The organism is Pseudomonas sp. R32 (assembly GCF_009866705.1).
GTDB classification, from domain to species: Bacteria; Pseudomonadota; Gammaproteobacteria; order Pseudomonadales; family Pseudomonadaceae; genus Aquipseudomonas; species Aquipseudomonas donghuensis.
Genome location: NZ_CP019396.1, coordinates 1,449,455 through 1,468,335, shown reverse-complemented (window position 1 = coordinate 1,468,335; position 18,881 = coordinate 1,449,455). Strand labels below are relative to the sequence as shown.

General features: G+C 61.6%; 21 protein-coding genes. 9 read left to right on the top strand and 12 right to left on the bottom strand.

The features are described from left to right. Positions 1 to 64: 64 nt before the first annotated feature. Genes PspR32_RS06770 through PspR32_RS06760 form a run of 3 tightly spaced genes read right to left on the bottom strand, consistent with a single transcriptional unit; the run spans position 65 to position 1,662 of the window. Positions 65 to 397, bottom strand: coding sequence for a type II toxin-antitoxin system HicB family antitoxin (locus tag PspR32_RS06770; protein ID WP_010223090.1), 333 nt, complete (start codon positions 395 to 397; stop codon positions 65 to 67). Further along, positions 394 to 648 carry a type II toxin-antitoxin system HicA family toxin gene (locus PspR32_RS06765; RefSeq protein ID WP_159388243.1) on the bottom strand — a complete coding sequence of 85 codons (255 nt, stop codon included), beginning with the start codon at positions 646 to 648 and terminating at the stop codon, positions 394 to 396. The genes PspR32_RS06770 and PspR32_RS06765 overlap by 4 nt, the downstream gene beginning before the upstream one ends. A 57-nt stretch (positions 649 to 705) precedes the next feature. Continuing rightward, positions 706 to 1,662, bottom strand: a complete 957-nt coding sequence (locus tag PspR32_RS06760) for a threonine dehydratase (RefSeq protein WP_010223092.1) — start codon at positions 1,660 to 1,662, stop codon at positions 706 to 708. Between the two features lie 87 nt (positions 1,663 to 1,749). Here PspR32_RS06760 and PspR32_RS06755 point away from each other — a divergent pair, with 87 nt between their 5' ends. The 3 genes from PspR32_RS06755 (at position 1,750) to ada (ending at position 4,860) form a co-directional block, all read left to right on the top strand. Then, positions 1,750 to 3,093 (top strand): aminotransferase-like domain-containing protein, encoded by a 1,344-nt coding sequence (locus PspR32_RS06755; RefSeq protein ID WP_159388242.1) that lies wholly within the window; start codon positions 1,750 to 1,752, stop codon positions 3,091 to 3,093. Then, positions 3,093 to 3,722: a DNA-3-methyladenine glycosylase family protein gene (locus PspR32_RS06750; protein WP_010223094.1), complete on the top strand. Its 630-nt coding sequence runs from the start codon at positions 3,093 to 3,095 to the stop codon at positions 3,720 to 3,722. The genes PspR32_RS06755 and PspR32_RS06750 overlap by 1 nt, the downstream gene beginning before the upstream one ends. A gap of 76 nt (positions 3,723 to 3,798) precedes the next feature. Continuing rightward, on the top strand, positions 3,799 to 4,860 hold the full coding sequence (gene ada, locus PspR32_RS06745; RefSeq protein ID WP_010223095.1) for a bifunctional DNA-binding transcriptional regulator/O6-methylguanine-DNA methyltransferase Ada: 1,062 nt from the start codon (positions 3,799 to 3,801) through the stop codon (positions 4,858 to 4,860). A gap of 6 nt (positions 4,861 to 4,866) precedes the next feature. Here ada and PspR32_RS06740 read toward each other — a convergent pair whose 3' ends face one another. Further along, positions 4,867 to 5,496: a lytic polysaccharide monooxygenase auxiliary activity family 9 protein gene (locus PspR32_RS06740; RefSeq protein WP_159388241.1), complete on the bottom strand. Its 630-nt coding sequence runs from the start codon at positions 5,494 to 5,496 to the stop codon at positions 4,867 to 4,869. Between the two features lie 98 nt (positions 5,497 to 5,594). Continuing rightward, on the bottom strand, positions 5,595 to 5,852 hold the full coding sequence (locus PspR32_RS06735; protein ID WP_010223098.1) for a DUF2790 domain-containing protein: 258 nt from the start codon (positions 5,850 to 5,852) through the stop codon (positions 5,595 to 5,597). 366 nt (positions 5,853 to 6,218) lie between these two features. Here PspR32_RS06735 and PspR32_RS06730 point away from each other — a divergent pair, with 366 nt between their 5' ends. Next, positions 6,219 to 6,590 carry a GNAT family N-acetyltransferase gene (locus tag PspR32_RS06730; protein ID WP_081839619.1) on the top strand — a complete coding sequence of 124 codons (372 nt, stop codon included), beginning with the start codon at positions 6,219 to 6,221 and terminating at the stop codon, positions 6,588 to 6,590. Here PspR32_RS06730 and def read toward each other — a convergent pair. Continuing rightward, the gene (gene def, locus PspR32_RS06725) at positions 6,542 to 7,081 is read right to left on the bottom strand and encodes a peptide deformylase (protein WP_010223100.1); all 540 of its coding nucleotides are present in this window, start codon (positions 7,079 to 7,081) and stop codon (positions 6,542 to 6,544) included. The two genes, PspR32_RS06730 and def, sit on opposite strands and share 49 nt — an antisense overlap. Further along, the gene (locus tag PspR32_RS06720; protein ID WP_010223101.1) at positions 7,071 to 8,054 is read right to left on the bottom strand and encodes a YihY/virulence factor BrkB family protein; all 984 of its coding nucleotides are present in this window, start codon (positions 8,052 to 8,054) and stop codon (positions 7,071 to 7,073) included. The genes def and PspR32_RS06720 overlap by 11 nt, the downstream gene beginning before the upstream one ends. A gap of 321 nt (positions 8,055 to 8,375) precedes the next feature. Here PspR32_RS06720 and PspR32_RS06715 point away from each other — a divergent pair, with 321 nt between their 5' ends. Then, complete coding sequence (locus PspR32_RS06715) at positions 8,376 to 8,756, top strand: hypothetical protein (RefSeq protein ID WP_010223102.1); 381 nt, start codon at positions 8,376 to 8,378, stop codon at positions 8,754 to 8,756. On the opposite strand, the gene PspR32_RS06710 is transcribed toward PspR32_RS06715, so the two are convergent. Next, positions 8,757 to 9,593, bottom strand: coding sequence for a CvfB family protein (locus tag PspR32_RS06710; protein ID WP_010223103.1), 837 nt, complete (start codon positions 9,591 to 9,593; stop codon positions 8,757 to 8,759). A 145-nt stretch (positions 9,594 to 9,738) separates the two neighbouring features. Between PspR32_RS06710 and PspR32_RS06705 the strand changes: the two genes are divergently transcribed. Together PspR32_RS06705 and PspR32_RS06700 are read left to right on the top strand one after the other, a co-directional pair. Continuing rightward, positions 9,739 to 10,608, top strand: coding sequence for a DUF6279 family lipoprotein (locus PspR32_RS06705; RefSeq protein ID WP_036994197.1), 870 nt, complete (start codon positions 9,739 to 9,741; stop codon positions 10,606 to 10,608). Between the two features lie 451 nt (positions 10,609 to 11,059). After that, positions 11,060 to 11,359 (top strand): DUF6124 family protein, encoded by a 300-nt coding sequence (locus tag PspR32_RS06700; protein WP_159388240.1) that lies wholly within the window; start codon positions 11,060 to 11,062, stop codon positions 11,357 to 11,359. A 75-nt stretch (positions 11,360 to 11,434) separates the two neighbouring features. On the opposite strand, the gene aceK is transcribed toward PspR32_RS06700, so the two are convergent. Continuing rightward, positions 11,435 to 13,156 carry a bifunctional isocitrate dehydrogenase kinase/phosphatase gene (gene aceK, locus PspR32_RS06695; RefSeq protein WP_010223105.1) on the bottom strand — a complete coding sequence of 574 codons (1,722 nt, stop codon included), beginning with the start codon at positions 13,154 to 13,156 and terminating at the stop codon, positions 11,435 to 11,437. A 186-nt stretch (positions 13,157 to 13,342) separates the two neighbouring features. On the opposite strand from aceK, the gene PspR32_RS06690 reads away from it, so the two are divergent. After that, positions 13,343 to 14,245: a DMT family transporter gene (locus tag PspR32_RS06690; RefSeq protein WP_036994194.1), complete on the top strand. Its 903-nt coding sequence runs from the start codon at positions 13,343 to 13,345 to the stop codon at positions 14,243 to 14,245. Positions 14,246 to 14,311: 66 nt separating this feature from the next. Here PspR32_RS06690 and PspR32_RS06685 read toward each other — a convergent pair whose 3' ends face one another. The 3 genes from PspR32_RS06685 to cysK all read right to left on the bottom strand — a co-directional run bounded on the left by PspR32_RS06685 (position 14,312) and on the right by cysK (position 17,665). Then, on the bottom strand, positions 14,312 to 15,202 hold the full coding sequence (locus tag PspR32_RS06685; protein WP_010223107.1) for a DMT family transporter: 891 nt from the start codon (positions 15,200 to 15,202) through the stop codon (positions 14,312 to 14,314). Between the two features lie 391 nt (positions 15,203 to 15,593). Beyond that, positions 15,594 to 16,529, bottom strand: coding sequence for an aspartyl/asparaginyl beta-hydroxylase domain-containing protein (locus tag PspR32_RS06680; protein ID WP_036994191.1), 936 nt, complete (start codon positions 16,527 to 16,529; stop codon positions 15,594 to 15,596). 161 nt (positions 16,530 to 16,690) lie between these two features. Continuing rightward, positions 16,691 to 17,665, bottom strand: a complete 975-nt coding sequence (gene cysK / locus PspR32_RS06675) for a cysteine synthase A (protein ID WP_010223109.1) — start codon at positions 17,663 to 17,665, stop codon at positions 16,691 to 16,693. A 130-nt stretch (positions 17,666 to 17,795) separates the two neighbouring features. Between cysK and PspR32_RS06670 the strand changes: the two genes are divergently transcribed. Continuing rightward, entirely contained in the window at positions 17,796 to 18,869 is a 1,074-nt protein-coding gene (locus PspR32_RS06670) for a DUF748 domain-containing protein (protein ID WP_010223110.1), read from the top strand. The last annotated feature ends 12 nt before the right edge of the window (positions 18,870 to 18,881 follow it).

The following is an 18,881-nucleotide window of genomic DNA, read 5'->3' as shown; positions in this document are numbered from 1 at the left end:
TGTTGAGGGCAGGCGCTATTTAAACGGTTTTTCGCCGGGCTGTATTGGAAGAAATTGCCTTTACTCAGGCTTGTGCTGCACGCTCAAACACTTCATCGGCCCATTGGTTGAGGCTCTTGCCTGCCGATTGAGCTGCGATGGTCGCCGCGGCATGGACTTCTGGCCTGATACGCAGCATGACTTTGCCGGAAGCGGGTTTTTCCGGCTTGACCCCACGCTCGGCGCAATCGGCCAGGTAGTCATCCAGCGCCAGGTGAAACGCCTCGTGCAACTGCCTGACGGCGCTGGCGTGGAAGCTGATGATGTCACGCACACCCAGGACACGACCGACGAAAATATCGTCCCGTGGATCGTATTCGACTCGGGCGGTGTAGCCCTTGTAGCTCATAGTGTTCATGGTTGAACTCCTGCCCGTAGAAGAAACTCGCGGGCTTCTTCCACCTGATATCGCTTGGCCTCTTTGCCCGGGTGCGGCCGGTGACAGCGCCAAAGCTGATCACCCAGGATCAACTTGACCCTGGAGCCCTCACGTTCCTGCACTTGCCCGCCCAGATACAGCACTAGCGCCTCGATGTCGGTAAACACCAGGCTGGCGCTGGTCGGTGTGCGGAAGATGCTGTCGAGGATCTTTCGATATCGATTGCTCATCGGAAAATGCTATCAAAATAAGATAGCACTTTTTCCAATGCTTCAATTCAGGATTTTTCAATCACCCGCCAATACCTGCGCATACCGCTGCCGATCAATATTCGCCCCGCTGAGAATCACCGCCACCTTGCGCCCCTGCTGGCGCTCGCGCTCCTGGATCAGCGCGGCAAGCCCGGCGGCCCCTGCGCCTTCGGCGGTGTTGTGGGTGTCTTCGTGGTAGATGCGCATGGCCTGGGCCACTTCCTCATCGCTGACGCGCACGATGCGCGCGGCATGCTGGCGGATGATTTCGAACGCTTCGGGCAACGGCATGCGGCAGGCCATGCCGTCGGCGAAAGTATTGGCCGTGGCGGTAGTGACGATGCGGCCCTGCTCCAGGCTCTGGGCAAATGCGTCCGCAGCACTGGACACCACGCCGACGATTTCTGTGCGCAGGCCAAGCAGGTTGCGCGCCTGGATCAGCCCGCAGATGCCCGAGCCCATGCCGATCGGCACGTAGACGCAATCGAGCGCATGCACCGCCTCCAGCAACTCCAGGGCATAGGTGGCGACGCCGCGAATCAGCTCGGGGTGAAACGGCGGCACGCTCTCAAAGCCGTGCAACTCGGCCAGGCGCGCGGCCTCTTCGCGGGCCTGGTCAAAGTCGGCGCCGTGCTCGACCAGTTGGGCGCCAAGGGCGCGCATCGCCGCATTCTTCTCCCGCGAGTTGCCCTCGGGAACCACGATGATGATCGCCAGCCCGGCAGTGCGCGCGGCCAGGGCCATGCTCTGGCCGTGGTTGCCACGGGTCGCGGTGACCAGGCCACGTACCGTGGGCTTCTGTTCCCGCAACCACTGCACATACATCAGACCGCCGCGCACCTTGAAGGCGCCAGTCGGCGCGTGGTTCTCATGTTTGACCCAGACCTCGCAGCCCAGCCGTTCGGCCAGGCGCGGCCAGGCGTATTGCGCGGTGGCGGGAACGCTGGCATGAACCAGGCGGGCAGCATCTCGCAGGGCAGGCAGGTCGAACATGAAACACCTCGGCAGGATCGGATTTGACCTGATCCTAGTCGCCGCGCATTGTATGGGTAAATTCTTATATTGCATGGCCAACAATAAATGTGGACCCCTACCCTCAGCGCCGATGCCCAGCCGCGCTACCTGGCCCTGGTCGACGCCATTGCCGCCGCCATCGAGCGCGGCGAACTGAAAGTCGGTGAACGTCTGCCGCCACAACGACGCCTGGCCTGGAACCTGGGGCTCAACCCCAGCACCACCCAGCAGGCCTACCGCGAAGCTGCAGCCCGGCATTTGGTTTCGGGGGAAGTCGGGCGTGGCACTTATGTGCTGGCCGGCAGCAAGGAGGCCACACTGTTTCGCCTCAAGCAGAAGGACCTGCAGCCGAGCCTGATCGACCTGTCGACCAATGTACCGGTGATCGACCCGGCCAACCGCGACAGCGAAACCACCTTGCAGGTGCTGTTGCAGGACGGCCAGGCGGCTTGCCTGGACCATTACCTGAGCGCCGAAGCGTTGCTGCGCGGCCGTGTGCACGGTGCCGCCTGGCTGGCCAACCGTGGCCTTGAGCTCAATGACCGGCAGTTGCTGCTGTGCGGTGGTGCCCAGCAGGGCTTGTTCACGGTGTTGCTGTCGCTGTGCCAGCCGGGTGAAGCGGTGCTGGTCGAAGCCCTCACCGCACCCGGTATCAAGGCCGCCTGCCGGCAGTTGCGCCTGCCGCTGCATGGTATCGCCCTGGACGATCAGGGCATTGTGCCAGACGACCTCGATCGGGTCGCCCGTGCCACCGGCGCGCGCATCATGGTGCTGACCCCGAGCCTGCACAATCCTACCGGTGCGTGCATGAGCAGCGCACGCCAACAGGCGATCGCCGAGGTGGTCGAGCGCCATGACCTGCGGGTGATCGAAGATGATGTCTACGGCGCGCTGACCGACCAGCCACCGCTGTGGCGGTTGCTCGGGCACCGCGGCGTGTTGATCAGCAGCCTGTCGAAAACCGTTGGCGCCGGCCTGCGCCTGGGCTGGATCGTGGCTGATCCAGCCCTGCTGGCACAGGTCGATCCCCATGCCCAGGCCACCCATTGGCAGGTGTCGCCACTGAACCTGCAGATCGCCTGTCGCTGGATTGCCGATGGCACGGCGCAGCGGCGCCTGGCCTGGCAGCGCGAGGAAGTCCGCCAGCGCTGGCGCCTGGCCTGCAGAATTCTGGGTAGCCACCTGGTCAATAGCCAGCAGCCTTCCCCACACATCTGGGTCAAGGCCGGGCACAGCGCCGCCCGCTTGACCGAGGCCTGCCGGGCCAGCGGCGTGGCGGTGGTGCCAGGCGACGTGTTTGCGGTAAAACAGCATGACCTGGCGGCGATCCGCATCAGCCTGTCGGCGGCTGGCAGCCGGGCCGAACTCAAACAGGCACTGGAGCACGTGGCAAAGGCGCTGGAGGCCTGATGAGCAAGCACGCTTTGTATGCCGAGGCGCAAACCTACCTCGCCGCCCTGGACCGACGATGGGCCGCGCACATCGAGGCAGTCGGTCCTTGCCTGCATCAACCCAAACCCACCCGCGACCCGTATCAGGCGCTGGTGCGGGCCATCGCCTACCAGCAACTGCACGCCAAGGCCGGCGATGCGATTCTCGGGCGCTTTCTGGCGCTTTACCCGGACACCGGGTTTCCCAGCCCCGAGCAGGTGCTGGCAACCACCCCTGAGCAATTGCGCGGTTGCGGCTTCTCGGCGAACAAACTGGCGACCATCCAGGGCATCGCCCGGGCACGGGTCGAAGGGCTGGTGCCGGACTATCAACAAGCCTCGGCACTGGCAGATGAAGCGCTGATCGAGCGCCTGGTCAACCTGCGTGGAGTAGGCCGCTGGACTGTCGAGATGCTGCTGATCTATACCCTGGAACGCATGGACATCCTGCCGGCCGACGACTTCGGCGTGCGCGAGGGCTATCGCCGTTTGCAGGGCCTGGAGAAGCAACCGACGCGCCGGCAGATGATCGATCTGGGCAAGCGCTGGAGCCCTTACCGGACCGTGGCCGCCTGGTACCTGTGGCGGGTACCGGCCAAGCGAGTTTGAACGCAAGACCCGGAGTTCTTCCCGTGAGCCGCAGCCGTAGCCTGAACCCATCGATCAACGCCAGGAGCACCCCGTCATGAGTACAGGCAAACCACGGATCAGCGAATCCGACCCGCGCTGGCAGGCCATACTGGCCCGCGACCCGGCCGCTGACCAGGCCTTTGTCTACGCCGTGCGCACCACCGGTGTGTACTGCCGGCCGAGCAGCACCTCGCGCCTGCCGCGCATCGACAATGTCGAGTTCTTCGACAGCGCCGAACAGGCCGAAGCCGCCGGCTACCGGCCGAGCAAGCGCCGCGGCGCCGACCAGACCCATGTCGCCGAACAGCACCGGGCCCAGGTCACCCGCGCCTGTGCCTTGATCGAAAGCGCCGACCCGGCGCCGAGCCTGAACCAGCTGGCCGAACAGCTGAAGATGAGTCCGTTCCACTTTCACCGGGTGTTCAAGGCGGTGACCGGGCTGACGCCCAAGGCCTACGCCTCGGCCCACCGCGCGCGCAAGGTACGCGTTCAATTGCAGCAGTCGGCAACGGTCACCGACGCCTTGTACGAGGCCGGGTTCAACTCCAACAGCCGCTTCTACGAATCGAGCAATGCCCGCCTGGGCATGACCCCGGGCACCTATCGTGACGGTGGCGCCAACACCGACATCCGCTTTGCCATCGGCCAGTGTTCGTTGGGGGCGATTCTGGTGGCGCAGAGCGAACGGGGGATCTGCGCAATCCTGCTCGGTGACGACCCGCAGGCGCTGCTCAATGACCTGCAAGACAAGTTTCCCAAGGCCAACCTGATCGGTGGCGACGCCGGGTTCGAAACCCTGGTGGCCAGGGTCGTGGGCTTTATCGAGGTGCCGGGCATCGGCCTGGACTTGCCACTGGACCTGCGCGGCACAGCGTTCCAGGAGCGGGTCTGGCAGGCTTTGCGGGCGATCCCGGCCGGCAGCACTGCCAGCTATGCCGAGATCGCCCAGCGGATTGGCTCCCCCAGGGCTGTGCGCGCCGTGGCCCAGGCCTGCGCGGCCAACGCCCTGGCTGTGGCCATCCCGTGTCACCGGGTGGTGCGCAGCGATGGCAACCTCTCGGGCTACCGCTGGGGCGTGGAGCGCAAGCGTGAGCTACTGGCGCGCGAGAGCCAGTGAGGCGGGTTACTGGAAGTTGACGTCGAAGGCCTGGTAGAAGGCGTTGCCGGTATCGGCGACCAGCCACAGCAGGACGATCACATGATGGCCGTGCTTGTTGCTGGGTAGCTTGACCTCATGTTCGACCTTGGCCTTGAGCTTGTCCTTATGCTCGTAATACGGCGTGTAGGGATAGAGGTCTTCGGCAAACGGCGCAGCCTCGAGCTGGGCGCGACTGACGCGCTTGTTCACATCCCAGCCATCTTTGGTAATAAACCAGCGATAGCCCCGGGTGGTATGTGCTGCGGTATATTCCCACTTCACCTGGAAGGTCTGGCCCGGCGTCACATTCAACAACGGCCAGTTAAAGGGCGTGCCGAGTTTGGCGGACATTTCCGCGTTCGTGTAATTGACGACGTCGCGAGCGTCCTGTTTGCCACCACTTAGAATATATCCATCCGCGGGTGGCACGACACTGGGGGCATCCGTCTGGAAGGGCGCAGGCACCGGCCCGGCCACCAAACTTGGGAAGTTTTTACCGCCTTCCATTTCATTGACTTGCCAGTTGCCGAGCAATCCCAGTTCAACGGTCTTGGAACCACGGCTGGCCGGTGAAATAACGCGGCCGTGCCGCAGGTTTTTCTCAGGGCTGTTCATTGCATTCACTCCATGTGAGATAGGAAAACTGTCCACCCTGGACACGATTGACCCTAGCTCAAGCCCTGCAATGCGCAACCCAGAGGTGCCGAACGGTATCAGCCGTTGCTGCAACCGTCACCCATGGCGCGGTACTCGATGGTGTGGCGCTGCCCCTGGTGGTCTTCGTAGGTCATGGTTGCCGGTACCACTTCACAAACATTGGGAATGGTCGACAAACTGATGACTTTGGCAATATCCAGGTTGCTGCTGTAGTCATACTGTTCAACAACAGGTTGCGCAGCCGCAGTATTGATTTCATCCGCCAGGGCGAACGAAGAAACAGCCACCAGGGCAAGTGCAAATAAACGTTTCATGATAATAGGCCTGCAAAGCAATCAAACTAATCGATTGACTTCATTTACCTTGAACGGCGCGGAGAAGTTGTTATATCAAACAAGGGGACATAACACGAAGTACCGACCCCACTGTAACTTTCTGCGTGGGATGTGGTTAGTCTACAAGGTACTTCGGACGGTTAAATCACGAAGCCGGACATTCACTGTTACTGCTTTTGCAACAATAGCCTCGGTACAACGCTCTCGACAGTTTTTGCCTTCCGGTGTAAAAGCCCGGTGTAGAGCCTTTGCCAGATCAAACCAGTGACCCGATTACGCTACTGCCGGCTGCTTGCGCCCGAGCGGCCCTTGCTGAATAAATTCTACCGAAACCACGGTTCGCCCATGCGCGCGGCTGCCCAGGGCCAGCTGTGGGTGGCCAGGGCCGAGGAAATCGTCGCGGCGTTGTGCCTGAGTGACGTGCCCGGCGGCCATTGGCTGACCGGCTTGTTCGTCGCCCCCGCGTGGCGCGGCCAGCAGGTCGCCCGCCAACTGATCGAAGCGGCAGCGGCCGAACTGCCAGGGAATATCTGGCTGTTCTGCCACCCGGCCCTGGAGGGCTTCTATGCCCGCCAGGCGTTCAGCAGCACCGGCGCCCTGCCCGCGCCCTTGGCCGAGCGCCTGGCCCGCTACCAGCGCAGCAAGCCCTTGTTGGCAATGCTGCGGGGTCAGTCGTCGCTGGCCGGGTCCAGCCCGGGGAACAGCACCTCGGTATAACCGAAGCGGCTGAAGTCGTGGATGCGCGAGGGATAAAGGCGGCCGATCAGGTGATCGCATTCATGCTGCACCACCCGGGCATGAAAGCCCTCGGCGTTGCGCACAATTGGCTGCCCTTGCGGGTCAACGCCTTCGTAGCGAATCCGCTGGTAGCGCGGCACCACGCCACGCAGCCCCGGCACCGACAGGCAGCCTTCCCAGCCGTCCTCGACCTCGGTGCTCAACGGCGTAATCAGCGGGTTGAGCAGAATGGTCCGCGGCACCGCCTCGGCCTCCGGGTAGCGTTCACTGCGCTCGAAACCGAAGATCACCAATTGCAGGTCGACACCGATCTGCGGCGCGGCCAGGCCCACCCCGCCGACATGTTCCATGGTTTCGAACATATCGGCGATCAGCCGTTCAAGCTCGGCGCTGCCGATCATGTGTTGCGGCACGGGCGGGGCGATGCGCAGCAAGCGCTCATCGCCCATTTTCAGGATGTCATGAATCATGGCTTCGACTCAGGGGTTCGCTGGCAGGTGTGGTTTGATGATCAAGCGAATGATCACGGCCAAGCCCGGAGACATGCTTTTTTTCATGCTCATGGGCGACGCCATCAACGTCTTTTTCGCCGGGCTCTTTGCTTTCCTCCGACATGCGTTCGATCACCGCATTCATTTCAGCCCCCAACAGCAAGACGGCAGCGGAAATATAGAAGTACAACAGCAGGACAATGATCGCTCCGATACTGCCGTACATGGCGTTGTAGTCGGCGAAGGTCTTGACGTAGTAGCCAAAACCCAGCGAAGCGATGATCCACACTACCACCGCCAGCACCGAGCCCGGGGTAATCAAGCGAAACGTCTGCTTCACATCGGGCATGACGTAATAGATCAACGCCACCGCGACCATCATCAGGATGATGATCGCCGGCCAGCGCAGCACGGTCCACAGGGTGACGATGAACTCCTGCATGCCAATCTGCGAGGCAATCCACTCCATCACCTGCGGCCCCAGCACCATCAGCGCGGCGGCAGCCAGGAGCATGCCGGCGATGCCGACGGTGTAGATCACCGACAGCGGAAAGCGCTTCCACACCGGGCGCCCCTCGACCACGTCGTAAGCTGCGTTCATCGCGCTCATCATCAGCCGCACACCGGCCGATGCGGTCCACAGGGCAATGACGATACCCACCGAGAGCAAACCGCCCTTGGACTGCTGCAACTGGTCGATTACCGGGTTGACCTGCTCCAGCGCCTGGGGCGGCAATACCAGTTCCGACTGCAGGCGCAACCAGGAGAAAAAGTCCGGTAAATGCAGGAAGCCGATCAGGGCGATCAGGAACAGCAGGAAGGGAAACAACGAAAACAGCATCTGGTAGGCCAGCGCCGAGGCATAGGTGGACATCTCGTCATCGAGAAATTCCTTGACCGTGCGCACCAGCACACGGTGCAACGGCAAGCCGCGCAGGTCGGGGAAAATCATAGCGTCTCCTTTCGCCGCTCGAGGGTCATTGGCAGGCTCCTCACAGCACTCATCAGGCAGGTACGTCCTGAAGTCTAATCGACGATCGCCTCAAAGTTGCGATTGATTACGGCAGATAGCACAACGGCCACCCGAAGATGGCCTTCGTCCTGTCCGTGTTCTCAGGGTTCAAGGCTTCTGCAGCGCATCCTTGACCTTGCCAACGTTCTCGTTAGCCATGCCTTTGGGGCAATCGATACGCCGGCGAGTAACGTCGCTTTATGTTTCATCGAGTTGCCAGCACAATAAGCGACCTTTCAAGCGTCACCCGTAGGAACCTGCATGAAACTCGACAAACCCACCGCCATTGCCCGCCGCAACCAGGAACTGGAACGACCAGTGCTCAACAGCGACAACACCCTGTTTGCCGTGCTCGACACCAAGCGCAGTCTGTGGTGGTTCGATGTGCCGGTGAAGCTGCTGCGCAAGGGCCAGCCCGACTGGGTCAACCTGCTGCTGCACACCCCGGAAACTGACGAGCTGCAGCATTTGAAGGTGCCGGTGAACTACCTGCAGGCCCATCAGGAAAAAATGGAAATCCGCCACCCGGGCAAGCGCCGCTCGACCATCAGCCTGGCGCTGAGTGCCGATCGCGATTCGCTGCTCAAAGACCTGCGCCCAGGCGGTGAGAACCTGAGTTTCGCAGGCTTCAAGCAGGTCTGATCAGGCCAGTTCGATGCGGTCGGCGTGGATGACGATGCGGCCATCCTTGTACAAGGCGCCGATGGCCTTCTTGAAGTTGCCCTTGCTGACCCCGAACAGGTCGCTGATCAACTGCGGGTCGCTCTTGTCGCTGACCGGCAGCACGCCGTTGGCGTCCTTGAGCTTGGCGAGGATCTTGTCGTGCAGGCTGTTGGCCAGGTCCTGGCCGATGGGCTGCAGGCTCAGGGCGATCTTGCCGTCGCTGCGCAGTTCCTTGATGTAGCCCTTCTCCTGCTTGCCCGAACGCAGGAACTTGAACACTTCATTCTTGTGAATCAGGCCCCAGTGCTTGTTGTTGATGATCGCCTTGAAGCCCATCGGGGTTTCTTCGACCACCAGCAAGTCAACCTCCTGGCCAACCTTGTAGTTCGCCGGCACCTTGTCCAGGTAACGGTCCAGGCGCGCGGTGGCGGTGATGCGGCGGGTGCGCTTATCGAGGTAAGCGTGCACCACGCAGTACTCGCCGGCCTTCATCTGGCGTTTTTCTTCGGAGTACGGCATCAGCAGGTCTTTGGGCAGGCCCCAGTCGAGGAAAATGCCGATACTGTTGATTTCCTTGACCTTGAGGCTGGCGAAGTCACCCACCTGCAACTTGGTCTTTTCCGTGGTGGCGATCAGCTTGTCTTCGCTGTCGAGGTAGACGAAGACGTTCAGCCAGTCTTCAACCTCGGTGGGCGTATCCTTGGGGATGTAACGGTTAGGCAGGAGGATTTCGCCGTCCGCCCCGCCGTCCAGGTACAGACCGAAGTCCGTGTGCTTGACCACTTGCAAAGTGTTGTAACGCCCAACTAAAGCCATTTCCGGAAATCCTCGTTGCGAGCGGGGCATTCTACACCTCACGCGGCGATTGCGCCCGGTTGCCGATGACGGCCCGTCAGCAAAATGAACCGTGAAGGCGCGCCCTGTTCTATAAAGACAAGCAAGCCTTCGCAAGGATCCGCTCATGTACGCCTGCCTGTCCAAGTACCTGCGCACCGTGCTGTTGCTGGTGATATCGGCCTTGCTGGTCATCGCCTGCAACCGTGTCGACCTGGCCTACCGCAACCTCGACATGCTGGTGCCCTGGTCGCTGAACGACTACCTGAGCATGAACCGCCAGCAGAAAACCTGGCTCAACGATCGACTCAAACAGCAACTGGCCTGGCATTGTCGTACGCAATTGCCCGGCTACCTGACCTGGATCGACGAAATCCAGGCGATGGTCGCCAGCAATGCGGTGACCGACCAGCAACTGCAGGTACGCACCCAGGAAGCCCGCCAGGCCATTGCCAAGGTTGCCGAGCAGATCACCCCGTCGGCCGCCGAACTGTTGCGCAGCATGGATGATGAGCAGGTGCGGGAAATGCGCGAAGCCTTTGCCGACGACATCCGCGAGCGCCAGGCCAAATATGTCAATACACCGCTGGCACGGCAAATCGAACGCCGCGCCGAGCGCATGGAAAAACGCCTGAGCACCTGGCTCGGCGAGCTCAGCGCGCAACAGAAACTGCGGGTCATGACCTGGTCACAAAGCCTGGGTGAACAGAACCGCCAGTGGATCGCCAACCGCGCCCATTGGCAGGCGCAGTTCAGCGCGGCCATGGACCAGCGTTACAGCGACAGCTTCGAGCCGCGCCTGGAAATCCTCCTGAAGAAGCGCGAAAGCCTGTGGACACCGGAGTACCGGATCGCCTTCCAGCGCACCGAGCAGGAGGCGCGGCGGTTGCTGGTGGATGTGATGGCACAGAGCAGCGAGCAACAGCGCCAGCACCTGGAGCAGAAGCTTGGCCAGGTGCGGCAGAGTTTCAGCGAGTTGAAGTGCTTGAAGGGGTAGCGGCCGCATTCAACTGTAGGAGCGGGCTTGACCCGCGATGAGGCCAGTACAGTCAGCAAACCAGGAGTTGCCTGGCATACGACCGCTACGCGCTCGATCGCGGGGCAAGCCCGCTCCCACAAGGTCCGGTGCAGGCTGCTCACACAGCGACAAATCGAAATGTTGTAAGTGTTTTCTGTCAGACCGTTCTGAATCATACTTTCGCCGCCGTTGCTCTGTTGTGCCAACCCCGTCAAGAACCTAGGCTGCTGCCGTCGTTGGAAAATCCAACGATCGGATTTAGCAGTCCGGCTCATTACTCGATGTCGACGGCACAACGCTATATGGCGGTTGTACGTGGGGCGCCTTCGGGTGCGCCGGGTTCCTCGAGTTACCGGTCTGCTAACCCGCGTACAGCTGCCACCCATCGTTTAGCAGCGAGGCGTGGTTGCTTCATAACTTGAGGTCAATCATGAAAAAGCTTGTCCCAGATCCCCCCAGTCTCGGCCTATCCAACGCAACCACCGCCAACACTCCGTTCGGCACCAACCGCATGTTCAACGTTCGCGAAGGTATTCCCGCCGAAGAAGCCCTGCTGCACGCCGGCCAACTGCTGCGATGCGCTGAAGCCACGGTCAGCGATGCGCTGGATCATCTCACCCTCAACGACCGCGCCATCGTCGCCGGTGCCGGCCAGCATATCGAGATTGCTCGTGCGCTGATCGATGCGGTGCTTGATGGGGTGGGTGTACAACGAATTTTCTCGGCCTGAAAGCATCGCGGGGCAAGCCCGCTCCCACAGATTCACCCTCATTCCTGTGGGAGCGGGCTTGCCCCGCGATGTTGTTCAGCTCTCCCGGCACTTGCGCCGATACGGGAACACATCGATCACCTTGCCGCCGCGGATCGCCGCCTGCAGGCTTTTCCAGTAGTCGGCATCGTACAACTCACCATGCAACTGGCTGAACAAGCGGCGTTGACCGCTATCGGCAAACAGGAACGGCGGGAACTCCTCGGGAAACACATCCAACGGCCCGATCGAATACCAAGGCTCGGAGGCCATTTCATCCTCGGGGAAACGCGGCGGCGGGATGTAGCGGAAGTTCACCTCGGTGAGAAAGCAGATCTCGTCATAGTCATAGAACACTACGCGCCCGTGGCGGGTGACGCCGAAGTTCTTCAACAGCATGTCACCCGGAAAGATATTCGCCGCCGCCAGTTGCTTGATGGCCAGGCCATAGTCCTCCAGGGCCTCGCGCACCTGGGCGTCGTTGGCGTTTTCCAGGTAGAGGTTGAGCGGGGTCATGCGCCGTTCGGTCCAGCAGTGGCGGATCAGCACCGTGTCACCGTGCACTTCGACGGTGGACGGCGCCACTTCCAGCAGTTCGGCCAGGCACTCAGGCTCGAACTTGCTCAGGGGGAAGCGAAAATCGGCAAACTCCTGGGTATCGGCCATGCGCCCGACGCGGTCGACGCTTTTTACCAGGCGGTACTTTTCGATCACCGTAGCGCGATCGACGCTCTTGGACGGCGAGAAGCGGTCCTTGATGATCTTGAACACGGTGTTGAAGCCCGGCAGGGTAAACACGCTCATGACCATGCCACGCACGCCCGGGGCCATGATGAAACGGTCATCGGTGCCGGCCAGGTGGTTGATCAAGGCCCGGTAGAACTCCGATTTTCCGTGTTTGTAGAACCCGATCGAGGTGTACAGCTCGGCGATGTGCTTGCCCGGCAGGATGCGTTTGAGAAAACCGACGAACTCGGCCGGTACCGGCACATCGACCATGAAGTAGGAACGAGTGAAGGAGAAGATAATCGACACCTCGGCTTCGTCGGTGATCAGCGCGTCGATCTCGATGCCGTGGCCTTCGCGGTGCAACAGCGGGATCACCAGCGGCCATTGCTCGTCCTGGGTGTACAGGCGCCCGACCAGGTAGGCGCCCTTGTTGCGGTACAGCACCGAAGAAAACAGCTCGACGGCCAGGGCCGGGTCCTTGCACACCCAGTCCGGCAGGTTCTCCCGCAGCTGCGCTTCAAGGCGCGCCAGGTCGCCGGCAAGGTCCGCGTACGGCACATCGAAGCGGTAGTCGGCGAAGACCTGCGCCAGCAACGCGCCAAGGCCGCTTTGCGGCCGATAGATTCGGGTTTGCGCCGCCCGCTCGTGACTGCGCAGCGATGGCCGGGTGGTGTGGATGAACATGCAGCCATCGCTGATCAGGTCATGGCTGAACAGGCTGCAGAAGATCGAGTTGTACCAGGTCTCCGACAGTTCATCGTCCAGGCGCGGATCGATCAGGCCGATATAGGCACTCTTGACCAGCGGCCACAGCGAGACGTCGAGCAGCACCTCGTCCTCGAAACCCTGACGCAGCCAGCCACTGACCTCGCTGACCTTTTCCTCATAGAGGTTGATGCGCGCCGCCGAGGCGCTTTGGGTCTGTTGCCACTGGGCCTGCTCGAACCGCTCGCGGGCGCCGTCGGTGATCTGCCGGAAATGTTCACGATAATCATCGAAGCCATCGAGGATCATCCGGGCGATATCGGCGGCCGGCCATTGCTGGGGCATACGTCAGACCTCTGCGGGAATGTCAAAGCCTGAGCTTAGCCAGTCGCCACGGGCAGGGAAAGCCTGTTGGCGCGGGTGTATCGGCCAAACTCGCCGAGCGCGGAATTTGAGCGCAAGAAAGGGAGAGAGCATGGCCCGGTTTGTAACGTAAACTCGCGCCCTGCCCCCAAAGGACCCGGAGAGCCCATGAGCCCCATCGCCATTACCCGCCTGTTGATACTCGCTGCTGTCTGGGGGGCGAGCTTTCTGTTCATGCGCATCATTGCGCCGGTGCTTGGCACCTTGCCCACGGCGTTTTTCCGTGTCTCCATCGCCTGCCTCGGCCTGCTGGTGATTCTTGCCCTGCTGCGGGTGCGCTGGGACTTCAACGGCAAGCTCAGGGCCTGTCTGGTGCTGGGCATGATCAACTCAGGGATTCCAGCCACGCTGTATTCAGTGGCGGCCCAAGTGTTGCCGGCCGGCTACTCGGCAATCTTCAATGCCACCACGCCGTTGATGGGCGTGCTGATTGGCGCGCTGTGCTTTCGTGAACCACTGACCCTGGCCAAGCTCAGCGGCATTTTCCTTGGTTTGTTCGGTGTCGGCATACTCAGTGGCGCGGGCCCGGTGGCGTTTGACGCGAAACTGCTGCAAGGCGCCCTCTCGTGCCTGGCGGCAACCGCCTGTTATGGCCTGGCCGGTTTTCTGGCCCGGCGCTGGCTCGATCACCAGGGCGGCCTCGACAGCCGCTTGTCGGCGCTGGGCAGCATGATGGGCGCGACCTTGCTGTTGTTACCGTTGTTCGGCTACAGCGTGCTGACCCAACCACCGGCAAGCTGGGGCGGTTGGGAGGTGTGGGGGTCGCTGCTGGGCTTGGGGCTGGTGTGTACCGCCTTTGCCTACATCCTTTACTTTCGCCTGATCAGCGAGATCGGCCCGGTCAAATCCAGCACTGTGACCTTCATGATCCCGGCCTTCGGTGTGCTGTGGGGCGCCTGGCTGCTGGATGAGCCGTTGTCGCTGGCGCATCTGTACGGCGGGCTGTTGATTGCCGTGGCGTTGTGGCTGGTGCTCAAGCCTGCGGCGGTTGGCAAGCCGGTTCGCGCCTGACAGGTTAATCCGTAGCCCTGAGGGCGCAGGTTTGCCGCCCGGCGTTTTGCCGGGCGGCAAGCAGTGCTAGTCAGCTTGCAGTTGCGCCTGCGCGGCAGCGGGCTTGCGGAACACGAACAGCAGGCCAATGACGATCAGCCCCATGCCCAACAAGCTGAGCGCCGCCAGGCGGTTACCGAAGATCAGGTAGTCCATCACCGCAGTGACGGCCGGCACCAGGTAGAACAGGCTGGTGACATTGACCAGGTTGCCCTTGGCGATCAACCGGTACAACAGCAAAGTCGCCAACAGCGACACCACCAGGCCCATCCACAGCAAGGCGCCGATGAAGCTGTCGGTCAGTTCCACCTGCAGCGGCTGAAACGGCGCAAATACTGCACACATCATCAGCCCGGCAAGGTATTGCAGTGGCAAGGTGCCCATGGGGTTACTGGTGATGCGCTTTTGCATGATCGAACCAAAGGTCATGCTCATCAGCGCCAGCAAGGCAAACAGCATCCCGGCCAGCGACACACCGCCGAGGTTGATGCCTTGGTAGACCACCATGATCAAGCCGCTCAAGCCCAGGCCCAGGCCGAACAACCGGCTCCAGGAACGCTGGCGTTCCATCAGCACCACGGTGAGGATCGGTTGCACGCCCATGACCGTGGCCATGACCCCGGGCGTGACGTGGGTGTTGAGCGCCAGCAGGTAGAAGATCTGATAAGCGCCCAGCAGCACGCAACCGGTGGCCAGGGCTTGCAACACCGCCGGGCGGGTGCGCGGCCAGTGCAGCTTGAGCAAGGGGCTGAGCAACAGCAGGCCCGCCAGGGCCAGGGCCGAACGCAGCAGCAGGAAGGCAAAGGGGCTGGCGTGAGCCAAGCCAAGCTTGGAGACGATCGCCCCGCTACTCCAGAGCAGGACGAACAGGCTGGTAGTGGCCGCCGAGACCACGGATTGTTTCGATAGAACAGACATGAATGCCACCTGTAATTCGGGCAGATAAGCCGAACGGTGCTACCCGCGAGGGGCAGCCAACCGTATTCAGTAGGGTGCAGGTGTGTGGGGACGCAGCGATTGGCCGCTTAGCCCAGCACTACCACTGCTGGCGGTGCGACGACGCACACGACCACGCTACTGACAGGTGGTGGGTAGTGACTGATCATGGCCGGCTGCTGATTCCCACGCACAACGACAACCGCGTCAGGCGCGGTAGCGAATACGGTGGATGGGCAGGACGCTGGCATGAGCAGGTCTTCGGTGAGGTGAAGTGGGGTGACTATAGACCAGCCTGTTTCAGGCTGGCAAGTCGGTGGTGAATGCAGATGCCGGCCTTGCCGGCGATGGGCCGCAAAGCGGCCCGAAACAATCAGAACAACCAGCGGTACAGCAGATAGGCAACCACCACCGCCAGCACCGGACGCAACACCCGGTAGGCCTTGGGGTTGGCCCGTTTGAACTGCTTGACCCGGTTGCTGATGACGTTGCTGAAGCGCTTGCTCCAGGCATAGGCCTGGTTGATGCCGCCCACGCGTTCGTCATCGGTGTTCTGCGGCGCGGTGGCGCGGCCGAGGAACGCACTGACCTTGCGGTTGATGCGGGTCATCAGCGGGCTGTTGAGCGGCCGCTCGACGTCGCAGAACAGGATCACCCGGGTGGTTTCGGTTTCGTTCTTGACCCAGTGCACATAGGTTTCGTCGAACATCACGTCTTCACCGTCGCGCCAGGCATACACCTGACCATCGACGTAGATCCGGCAATCGTCGGAGTTCGGCGTCGACAGGCCCAGGTGATAACGCAGGGAGCCGGCAAACGGATCGCGGTGCGGATTCAGGTGACTGCCGCCGGGCAGCAAGGCGAACATCGCGCCCTTGACGTTGGGGATGCTGTTGACCAGCTCGACGGTCTTGGGGCACAGCGCCTCGGCCGAGGGCAGCGGCTTGTCGTACCACTTCAGGTAAAAACGCTTCCAGCCCTTTTTGAAGAACGAGCCGAAGCCGGCGTCGTTGTCTTTTTCGGCTGCGCGGATGTAACCCTCGTCGAACAGGTGCATGGCCTCTTCGCGGATGACTTCCCAGTTGTCCTTGAGCACGTCGAGCTCGGGGAAGCGCTTGCGCTCCAGGTAAGGTTTGGACGGCACACCGGAAAACAGGTACATCAGGGCGTTGTAAGGGGCAAACAGCGCCGAATGGTTGACGAACTGGCGCAACAATGGCAAACGCGCCTTGCCGCGCAGGTGCACATACAACGTGCTGCCGAAAAACAGCAGCAATACACCTGCCTTGGCGACAAAGGAAAAAGTCATGCAACACTCCTTGGAATTTCGATCAGGCCATCACTGCCGAATTAATCGAACATATTAACCGATCCGGTCCCAGTGAAAACCTGCGGGACCGGGAATCAGTGTTAAGGATTGTGCAACAAACAGCGGCGCCGGTTATTGCCCGGGATCAGCACCGCCGCGACTTACTGCTGGTTTTCCTGCTCGGTGAACAGGTCGGAAAACAGCATGCTCGACAGGTAACGCTCACCAGAATCCGGCAGAATCACGACGATCGTCTTGCCCTGCATCTCCGGCTTTTCCGCCAGGCGCACCGCCGCAGCCATGGCCGCTCCGGAGGAAATACCGCAGAGGATGCCCTCTTCCTGCATCAGGCGCAGGGCCATGGCCTTGGACTCCTCGTCACTGACCAGCTCGACCTGATCGACCATGCTCAAGTCGAGGTTCTTCGGCACAAAACCGGCACCGATGCCCTGGATCTTGTGCGGGTTGGGCTTGATCTCTTCACCGGCACGGGCCTGGGTGATCACCGGCGAGACGATCGGTTCGACCGCTACCGAGAGAATCGCCTTGCCCTGGGTCCGCTTGATATAGCGCGACACCCCGGTAATGGTGCCGCCGGTGCCGACACCGGCGACCAGCACATCGACCGCGCCGTCGGTATCGTTCCAGATTTCCGGGCCGGTGGTCTTCTCATGGATCGCCGGGTTGGCCGGGTTCTCGAACTGGCCGGGCAGGAAGTAAGCCGACGGATCGCCAGCAACGATTTCATTGGCTTTTTCGATTGCACCTTTCATGCCCTTGGCCGGCTCTGTGAGCACCAACTCCGCACCCAGGGCCTTGAGCACCTTGCGCCGCTCGATGCTCATCGACGCCGGCATGGTCAGCAGCAGCTTGTAACCCCGGGCGGCGGCAACAAAGGCCAGGCCGATGCCAGTGTTGCCCGAGGTCGGTTCGACGATGGTCATGCCCGGTTTGAGCTTGCCGCTGCTTTCAGCGTCCCAGATCATGTTCGCGCCGATCCGGCACTTGACCGAATAACCGGGGTTACGGCCCTCGGTCTTGGCCAGCACGGTGACGCCGCGAGGGGCGATGCGGTTGATCTGCACCAGCGGCGTATTGCCGATGGAATGCGCGTTGTCAGCAAAGATACGGCTCATGGCGGGGTCCTTTTATGCACCGGGCGGAAAACTTCAAGGGTAAGCCTGCAGCGCCAATGCGTCCACAACCGGCGAACCCCTGAAGCTGACGGGGGTCAACCGATCACTACCCTGCCGGAAACCGTCGCCGATGAAACGTCGCTACCGCTGGCCCCTGTGGGGGCTGTTGAGCATCGCCCTGTTACTGCTGGCCCTGCACCTGACCCTGCCGCTGCTGGTACGCAACTACCTTAACGACAGGCTCGCCGACATGGGTGAATACCGCGGGCAGATCGCCGACGTCGACCTGGCCCTGTGGCGCGGCGCCTACAAGATCAACGGCCTGAACATCGTCAAGACCAGCGGCAAGGTTCCGGTGCCGTTTCTCGAAGCACCCTTGATCGACCTGTCGGTCAGCTGGCATTCGCTGTGGCACAACCAGGCGGTAGTGGCGCAAGTGACCTTCTTCAAGCCGCAGCTGAACTTCGTCGACGGTGCCAGCAAACAGACCTCGCAGACCGGCCAGGGCACCGACTGGCGTCAGCAACTGGAAAAGCTGCTGCCCATCACCCTCAACGAAGTCCGCATCGACGACGGTATCCTGAGCTTTCGCAACTTCAATTCCACGCCGCCGGTCAACCTCAAGGCCACCCGGCTCGATGCCAGCATCCGCAACCTGACCAACGTCGAGGACCGCAAGGGCCGGCGCGACGCCACGTTCGACGGCAAGGCCCGCCTGCTCGGCGATGCCAGCGTCGAAAGCAGCGCCACCTTCGACCCCTTCAGCGATTTCCAAGACTTCAAGTTTCGCTTGCGCGCCACCGATATCGAGTTGCGCCGGCTTAACGATTTTGCCAGTGCCTATGGCAAGTTCGACTTCAATGCCGGCCATGGCGACCTGGTGATCGAAGCCGAAGCCAGCAACGGCCAGCTCAACGGCTACATCAAGCCGTTGCTGCGCGACGTCGATGTATTCAACTGGCAACAGGACGTTCAGAGCAAGGACAAGGGCTTTTTCCGCTCGATCTGGGAAGCTCTGGTCGGCGGCAGCGAAACCGCGCTCAAGAACCAGCGCAAGAACCAGTTCGCCACCCGCGTAGCGCTCAGAGGCAGCGTGCATAAACGCGATATCAGCGCCTTCGAGGCGTTTTTGCAGATCCTGCGCAATGGCTTTGTCCAGGCCTTCAACGCCAATTATGAACAAACGCCACCCAAGGTTGACTGAGTCACCGAGTGA

What these genes read in the sequence shown, in the direction of transcription:
- PspR32_RS06770 (WP_010223090.1), bottom strand. Translation starts at nt 397, where the DNA reads ATGAACACTATGAGCTACAAGGGCTACACCGCCCGAGTCGAATACGAT.
- PspR32_RS06765 (WP_159388243.1), bottom strand. Translation starts at nt 648, where the DNA reads ATGAGCAATCGATATCGAAAGATCCTCGACAGCATCTTCCGCACACCG.
- PspR32_RS06760 (WP_010223092.1), bottom strand. Translation starts at nt 1,662, where the DNA reads ATGTTCGACCTGCCTGCCCTGCGAGATGCTGCCCGCCTGGTTCATGCC.
- PspR32_RS06755 (WP_159388242.1), top strand. Translation starts at nt 1,750, where the DNA reads ATGTGGACCCCTACCCTCAGCGCCGATGCCCAGCCGCGCTACCTGGCC.
- PspR32_RS06750 (WP_010223094.1), top strand. Translation starts at nt 3,093, where the DNA reads ATGAGCAAGCACGCTTTGTATGCCGAGGCGCAAACCTACCTCGCCGCC.
- ada (WP_010223095.1), top strand. Translation starts at nt 3,799, where the DNA reads ATGAGTACAGGCAAACCACGGATCAGCGAATCCGACCCGCGCTGGCAG.
- PspR32_RS06740 (WP_159388241.1), bottom strand. Translation starts at nt 5,496, where the DNA reads ATGAACAGCCCTGAGAAAAACCTGCGGCACGGCCGCGTTATTTCACCG.
- PspR32_RS06735 (WP_010223098.1), bottom strand. Translation starts at nt 5,852, where the DNA reads ATGAAACGTTTATTTGCACTTGCCCTGGTGGCTGTTTCTTCGTTCGCC.
- PspR32_RS06730 (WP_081839619.1), top strand. Translation starts at nt 6,219, where the DNA reads ATGCGCGCGGCTGCCCAGGGCCAGCTGTGGGTGGCCAGGGCCGAGGAA.
- def (WP_010223100.1), bottom strand. Translation starts at nt 7,081, where the DNA reads ATGATTCATGACATCCTGAAAATGGGCGATGAGCGCTTGCTGCGCATC.
- PspR32_RS06720 (WP_010223101.1), bottom strand. Translation starts at nt 8,054, where the DNA reads ATGATTTTCCCCGACCTGCGCGGCTTGCCGTTGCACCGTGTGCTGGTG.
- PspR32_RS06715 (WP_010223102.1), top strand. Translation starts at nt 8,376, where the DNA reads ATGAAACTCGACAAACCCACCGCCATTGCCCGCCGCAACCAGGAACTG.
- PspR32_RS06710 (WP_010223103.1), bottom strand. Translation starts at nt 9,593, where the DNA reads ATGGCTTTAGTTGGGCGTTACAACACTTTGCAAGTGGTCAAGCACACG.
- PspR32_RS06705 (WP_036994197.1), top strand. Translation starts at nt 9,739, where the DNA reads ATGTACGCCTGCCTGTCCAAGTACCTGCGCACCGTGCTGTTGCTGGTG.
- PspR32_RS06700 (WP_159388240.1), top strand. Translation starts at nt 11,060, where the DNA reads ATGAAAAAGCTTGTCCCAGATCCCCCCAGTCTCGGCCTATCCAACGCA.
- aceK (WP_010223105.1), bottom strand. Translation starts at nt 13,156, where the DNA reads ATGCCCCAGCAATGGCCGGCCGCCGATATCGCCCGGATGATCCTCGAT.
- PspR32_RS06690 (WP_036994194.1), top strand. Translation starts at nt 13,343, where the DNA reads ATGAGCCCCATCGCCATTACCCGCCTGTTGATACTCGCTGCTGTCTGG.
- PspR32_RS06685 (WP_010223107.1), bottom strand. Translation starts at nt 15,202, where the DNA reads ATGTCTGTTCTATCGAAACAATCCGTGGTCTCGGCGGCCACTACCAGC.
- PspR32_RS06680 (WP_036994191.1), bottom strand. Translation starts at nt 16,529, where the DNA reads ATGACTTTTTCCTTTGTCGCCAAGGCAGGTGTATTGCTGCTGTTTTTC.
- cysK (WP_010223109.1), bottom strand. Translation starts at nt 17,665, where the DNA reads ATGAGCCGTATCTTTGCTGACAACGCGCATTCCATCGGCAATACGCCG.
- PspR32_RS06670 (WP_010223110.1), top strand. Translation starts at nt 17,796, where the DNA reads ATGAAACGTCGCTACCGCTGGCCCCTGTGGGGGCTGTTGAGCATCGCC.